The sequence below is a fragment of the Candidatus Cardinium sp. cBcalN2 genome, assembly GCF_022810445.1.
GTDB lineage: Bacteria > Bacteroidota > Bacteroidia > Cytophagales > Amoebophilaceae > Cardinium.
Window position 1 is genome coordinate 1 of record NZ_JAACGD010000085.1, and the last position, 6,087, is coordinate 6,087.

The following is a 6,087-nucleotide window of genomic DNA, read 5'->3' on the forward strand; positions in this document are numbered from 1 at the left end:
CTTACACCTGGAAAAACAGAACTCGCCCGCTTCGCGGGCTTCAAACAGGCTGTTTTTCTATTTCAGCTGTAAGGGCTGCTTGCTGATCGCAACTATTTTACAAGGGGCGTTTTTGCTTTTTCTACGTAACCTTTGCCACTGCGCTAAACGGCTACATCTGTAAGCTATGCTTTCTAATCGCAAATTTTTAGAAGGGGCGTTTTTTGTCATATGTCCATAGCGGTGAATAAATATATAATAACTTGATATTCAATATACTTTATTATTATAGATATGATGGTAGCCGATTTAATAATCAATTAAATATAATCTTTAAGTTAACGCCATAGCCTGAACAGATACTTGGAATTACTAGATAAGTATTGAACACGGCTAAGCCATGTAAAATAAAACAATTTCTTCTTGCATCCAAGGTAATTTAAGGTTATTCATAGACCAAGGGGGCAGCAAATCTACTGTATCATAGTCTTGATGTATAATCATCAAATGCCAAAATTTGCTTTCGGTAGCATCATTATTATAATGTCTAGTTAAGATACCTAGCCTATTTAAAAAATAATTTTTCAAAATATCCTGTGTGGTAGCCTCTTGGTATAAGGTGGTTTCGTTAAGATTTTTTAAACTTGTCCAGCGCTTTATTACTTTGTCAAAAAGTAGTTTGCTATTATCTTCTATGGCTTTTATATCATTCCTGGCTATTACCTCCTTCTCTCCTATTGTTTCTATAGTTTCTTGTTGAGGCTGTTTTGATGACTTATCTTTGATGACTTCGATCTCTTTTTGCTTCTGTTGCGCCTGATCTAGGTCATCTAGATCGTAAGCTTCATCTATGGCTTTATAAGGTAGCAATACTTCATCATAGGTCAATCCACAAAGTAGTTTAGGCAGGGTAAGTTGCCATTCTGGATTCTTGAGTTTGCCAGTAACCAAGTATTGCAAGAGGTAGACCCCATTATGGGCCGCTTGTTCACAGACAAATTGGTTACCTACCATCAGGTTATGGCTTCTAAAAAAGTCATACAGGAAAGGCCATAGAAAAACTAATCCACTATTTTTAGTATAAACTCTAATTTCTTCTTCTGGTTTACAAGATTTTTTGGATGGTTCTTTTGCTAGCTTGCTTGGTAAGATTTCTGATGCATTATGCGCTAAAGTGGAGCTACTAATGGTAGGTGTATGGATACGAGTTATCAGTGGCTTAAGTAAGGTTATCATCTTGCGTGCTTGTTTAGTAGCCGGTCTGGTAGTTAAAATAGATTTAATAATCTGATATATATCTTCTTTGGGACAGCAAGTAGTAAGTAGGGTACTATGTATAAACTCCTTTTCTTTAAATCGACTTTTGGTAATCAAATAATGTATAGTAGAGATGTATAGTTCCTTTTGCCATGTAGATAGATTAGGCAGTTGGGTGGTTGGATGTTGCAATGGATGACTAAATAGCTCCAGGTAGTACTTTACAAATGGCGCATTATCTTGTGCTAAACATGTTATCATCTCTTTACTAACTTCTTGACTAAAGTAGTGTACCATACGTCTGGCAACCAATGGATGATTAGGCTGTTCTTCTAAAAACTTTAATAAAGCCAATGGTTGGTCAGCCATAAACTGAACCAATTGCTTACCAAATGTATGGGTCGATAGATGAAAATTTTGGCTAAAAAGAGATAGACTACCATTAAGCAATAGATGGAGTTTGGTTAAAAGAGGATCTTTGCATCCACTTTCTATGGCTTGTTGCTGGATTTTTTGTTGGTATTTTGCTGCCAGCCTATTCAATGAACTAGTTAACTGTTCTACTGCTGGTATCTCCTTGGCATCCTGAATAAGAAGCTGAAAAGTTTGTACCAATGTAGTTGGTGGTATTGCTAAAACGTTACTCAATGCGATGGTGGTTTGTGCGAGCCAATCATCTGTAGGAATAGATGATTGAGGTAAGGTTTTGAATAGACTATTCCAAAATACATTTTTACTGCTATGGTGTTGTCCTAGTGCACCTTGTGTGGCACACCACAATTGATAGATCCCTTTTATAGAGTTGGCTAAGGTTTGCCCCACATCACTGTGGCTTTGCACTAATAAGATAAGTTGGGCATGCGTAAAATTGGCAATAAGTCGTTGACGTACATGTATTTTATCTTGTGCCAAAGAAAAAGTAGGCAGCTGGTTGATAACATCATTGAGTAAGGCGGTGCTATCTGGATAGTTGCCAAGCTTTCCGGTATGCAAAAAAAGGTGCCATCTTTGTGCAACCCGTTCTTTTTTGCTTTGTATAGAAGTGCTCATCTCTTTAGATAAGCTAAGGCTCATGGTCTTTTTTAAGCTTTTAGAAGTAGTTGGCAAGTGATCTGTGACCAATTGATGAATCGCTGATTGAGAGAGATCAGCTGCATCAGATTGTCGTACAATAGCTTTAATAGCAGGCAATAGCCTATTATAATAAAGGGGTAGGAGTAGCTTGTCTAATTGAAATTTTTCGTGTGTAGATAGAAAAATAAGATCCACCTCATCTAGCTTATCTAAGTGCAATGGGGTTAAATTTTTTTTAAGCAAAGCAAAGGCCTCTACTAGCTGGTTATCGGTTACTTGCTTGGCTGCATCCATCAACTGATCACATAAGACCAACGGACTAGATGAAAGCGCTACACCAAGATGCATGAATAAGCAGGCTATATACTGTTTTTCGGTAGTAGGTGGTCTATGAACAATAGCTGCTGTGATAAAAATTTCTTTTATATAACGAGTATTAGTCTGATTTTCAGTGCTTTGTAGTAGGTTTGACTGGATGATTACTTTTTCTAGTCGTTCTATCACCTGACCAGAAAATGGAATAAAGGCTTGTAACAGTTTACCTAGAATGGACTCTGTGGCATGTTGAATAAGTTTTTTTAAAATAACTGCTTCTTGTAACAAAGGTGCCAACTCATCCCGTATTTGCGTGGGTGTGGCCTGCCCCAAACACTTGGCTATTACATAGGCTGGAACCAGCTGATCTGTTGGTAATTCATTATAAAGAAGAAAATTGACTACATCAGATAATGAAGTTTTTGCCACCAAACCATGCGCCTTATCTAAGGAAGATGAGGTGGATTTTGTGGCCAATAGGTCAAACGACTCTGCTGCGTTATCAGCTAGCTCATCCCATAAATTAGCAGCCAATGGCGTATAAGCCTTAAGATGCTTGGCAATACGTGCTATATAGTGCTTTTCCGTAGCAGGTGGATCTACCATAGCTGCTTTAATAAAAATATTTTTGATCAAATCAATATTTAGCTGAGGTTCAGTAACCTGTAGTAACCGACTAATCATGGTTGCTAAGTTATCTAGAAACTTATTTGAAAGAGGTATGCGTTGTGTAAGCCTGCTTTTTATTACCTCTATTACAGGTAAAATATGATTGACTACCCCATTTGTATCTTCCAAGTTAGGTATCTGTTGCATCATGCCCCCTTGACCTAGCGTTCTTGATGCCGATGGTCCCATGCTGGCTTTTATTCGAGGATCTACAGATCGCAAGAATGGAGTCAAGAGGTTATCAGGTAAGTTGTTGAACAATTTTTCCTTGTTTTTTTTTTCTTTAAGCCAACTTTTTACCAAGAGACGTATGCCTGGCTTATCTATCTCTATTTTAATCTCTCTAATAGCTGCTGATAGTTGATAGGAAGGCATAGTATGATTGCCTATTGCGTCCAATTTTTTTAATACCTTTTCTTGGTTTTTAGCATCTTGATAGCCAAATTTCGGTGGTGTGGCAATCAGGTCACGCAACTGAAGCACCGATGTGCTAGTTACTTGTTTGGATAAAGATTTTCGTTCATTATCTGCATGGTAAGTGTGTAATTTTTCTAGGATTGTTTCGTAGTTGATGGAGGTTTGCATGGCTACTTCTTGAAGTAGCATATGCAAAAAACCGATGCGATCTGCTTTGCCCTTTTGTTGTTTGATGGTACCCAACAGCGCCATTCCAAGTAACTGTTGCACGGGTGCGTATAACCCACTATTTAAAACACCCGTTTGATCTAATATCAAACCTATTTCCGCTAGCACAGGTGCAAAGTTTTGTATTGGCTGTTTCAGTAAGCAGGACAGGGTATGTTCCAAAGTGGTTTGAGAAAAAAGTGCCATAGAACGTTGAAGGGCTTTTTCTTTTTTATGCAGATTAAACCAAAGTTGCTCTATGAGCAGAGGATACTTGTCGAGCAAGGTTAAATATATTTTTTCAATCTGTTTTTCAGAACGTTCAACCATCCACCAAGCAAAATTACCCTCTGATAGATAATGCGCTATGGCCTCTCGTTTGGCATCTGGTAGTGGTATGACTTGGTTAGCCTTAGGATTATGTATCACTTTATTAATCGCTTCTTTTAACTCAAGCGTTAAGCTATGTTCGATCTGGGGAGGCAACTGTTTGCTCAAGAGAGACAGATTTACGTTACCGCCATCTATAACCAGTTTGTCTAAATAGATCACTACATCGCTAGGAACATAATCAGAAAAAATTTTTGATAAGATGGGTAGCAGCCGCTTCTGGATGACTTTATGAAGGGTATGTTGGACTAATTTATGTTGACTATGGTTTTCAAGGGTAACTTCAATCCGGCTACGTAAAATAACATGATGTTGTTTGGTAGGCATAATTATTTAAAAAGTCTAATCAGTAACAACATACCGCCACATTTTATCTAATCCTTTTGAAATACCTATTCTAGGTGTTGCCTTGTAGGGTAATGTGCAACCTATATCTTTAATATATAATAGGTTTGATAAGGTTACATCAATCCCGTTATGGTTTAAATTAATACCTAACCATTGGCAAAGCTTGCCCGGGCCATCTAGATAAGTATAAGGTGGATGAATAAGTTTTATCCCTCTAATCAGAGTAGCTGATGGAAAATTTAAAGCTTCTGTAACCATATTTAAGCAATAATATTTACCATATATAAAATATACATAACTAAACCCTGCTGGCCCAAACATTACTTTATTTCTTTGCGTGACACCTCTAGCCCCATGGCAAGCAGGGTCATCTGTGCCAATATAGCTTTCTGTTTCCGTAATAATGCCTTGAAAATTATGAAAACACAATAATTTACCAATTAAATGCGTACTGACCGTATTGGTATCTTGTGCAAAAAAAGCTCTATTTAGGATCATATAGCCTAGTGGTTCAGGTCAGACATCAAGCCAACTTAAATAAAATCAACTTAAAACATAGGCCCGTGCTCTTGGTTTCCGATAGCGTCAGATTTTGTATCAAGGGCCAAGAGATTATATCAGTTGCTATAAGGGGGGTATTTTGGATTTAACTTGCTTGACGGAACGTAATAGGCCCCTATATTGCTTAAGCTTAAGATAAAGCGGTTGCCCATATACAACTGCAATTGAACAAAGGTATACTATAGACGCAAAAAGATAGGTATAGGTGGTTTCTTTATAGATAATCAACCAAACTTTATATAGAGGAAATGTTTTAGTAAAAAATAGTCCCATTATAAGATGATCTACAAGGCCGAAGACCAATAGGCTTATATAATTGCTTATAGCAAATCGGTAGTGGCTGTTTAGCTTTAAAAAAAGCTTACAACCTATATAGGAAGCGATCAATATAGCGCATAAAGAAGCTATTATAAGGCCACGAATAGGCTTTCCAGGTATAATGCAATAGGGCTTATTATATAATAAGACAAGGCTTATGGTCGTACAAAATAGAATACTCATAGTAGCCTTTTGGCCACCATGACATTTTGCTATACCATTTAAGACAGTCCCTAAAATAGTCAATAGGAGTGCACAATAAACTATTTTATTGGTAAAATTCATGAAATAGGTAGCGGCAAATAATAAGCCAAGTTTAAAGAAATAGTTGTTTAAAGTTTTATGCATGGTAGTTTAATTTTAGTAGACTCAGCACCTGATACCAATAGGTAACGAAAGCTTAAATATATAGATTTATATTATGCCCTGAAAGATAAATTGGATTTTGACATAAACTAATGGCTAGTTTTGTGGACGCTATTGTCGGTTCCTGACTTTGGTAAAAAAGGCTTTTTTTACCCCTTTTTTCTTAATAAAAAAGTGGACAAAAAA

Annotated in this window: 3 protein-coding genes; all 3 read right to left on the reverse strand. The window is 37.0% G+C overall.

Going from position 1 to position 6,087, the window contains the following annotated elements; all coding sequences use genetic code 11:
- Positions 1–372: 372 nt before the first annotated feature.
- Positions 373–4,635, reverse strand: a complete 4,263-nt coding sequence (locus tag MUW74_RS02480) for a contractile injection system tape measure protein (protein ID WP_243517117.1) — start codon at positions 4,633–4,635, stop codon at positions 373–375.
- Positions 4,636–4,650: 15 nt separating this feature from the next.
- Complete coding sequence (locus MUW74_RS02485; RefSeq protein ID WP_243517106.1) at positions 4,651–5,154, reverse strand: DNA-3-methyladenine glycosylase; 504 nt, start codon at positions 5,152–5,154, stop codon at positions 4,651–4,653.
- A 126-nt stretch (positions 5,155–5,280) separates the two neighbouring features.
- Positions 5,281–5,883 (reverse strand): hypothetical protein, encoded by a 603-nt coding sequence (locus MUW74_RS02490; RefSeq protein ID WP_243517103.1) that lies wholly within the window; start codon positions 5,881–5,883, stop codon positions 5,281–5,283.
- Positions 5,884–6,087 lie beyond the last annotated feature (204 nt).

Coding starts and splice junctions, on each gene's coding strand:
- MUW74_RS02490 (WP_243517103.1), bottom strand. CDS start 5,883: ATGCATAAAACTTTAAACAACTATTTCTTTAAACTTGGCTTATTATTT.
- MUW74_RS02485 (WP_243517106.1), bottom strand. CDS start 5,154: ATGATCCTAAATAGAGCTTTTTTTGCACAAGATACCAATACGGTCAGT.
- MUW74_RS02480 (WP_243517117.1), bottom strand. CDS start 4,635: ATGCCTACCAAACAACATCATGTTATTTTACGTAGCCGGATTGAAGTT.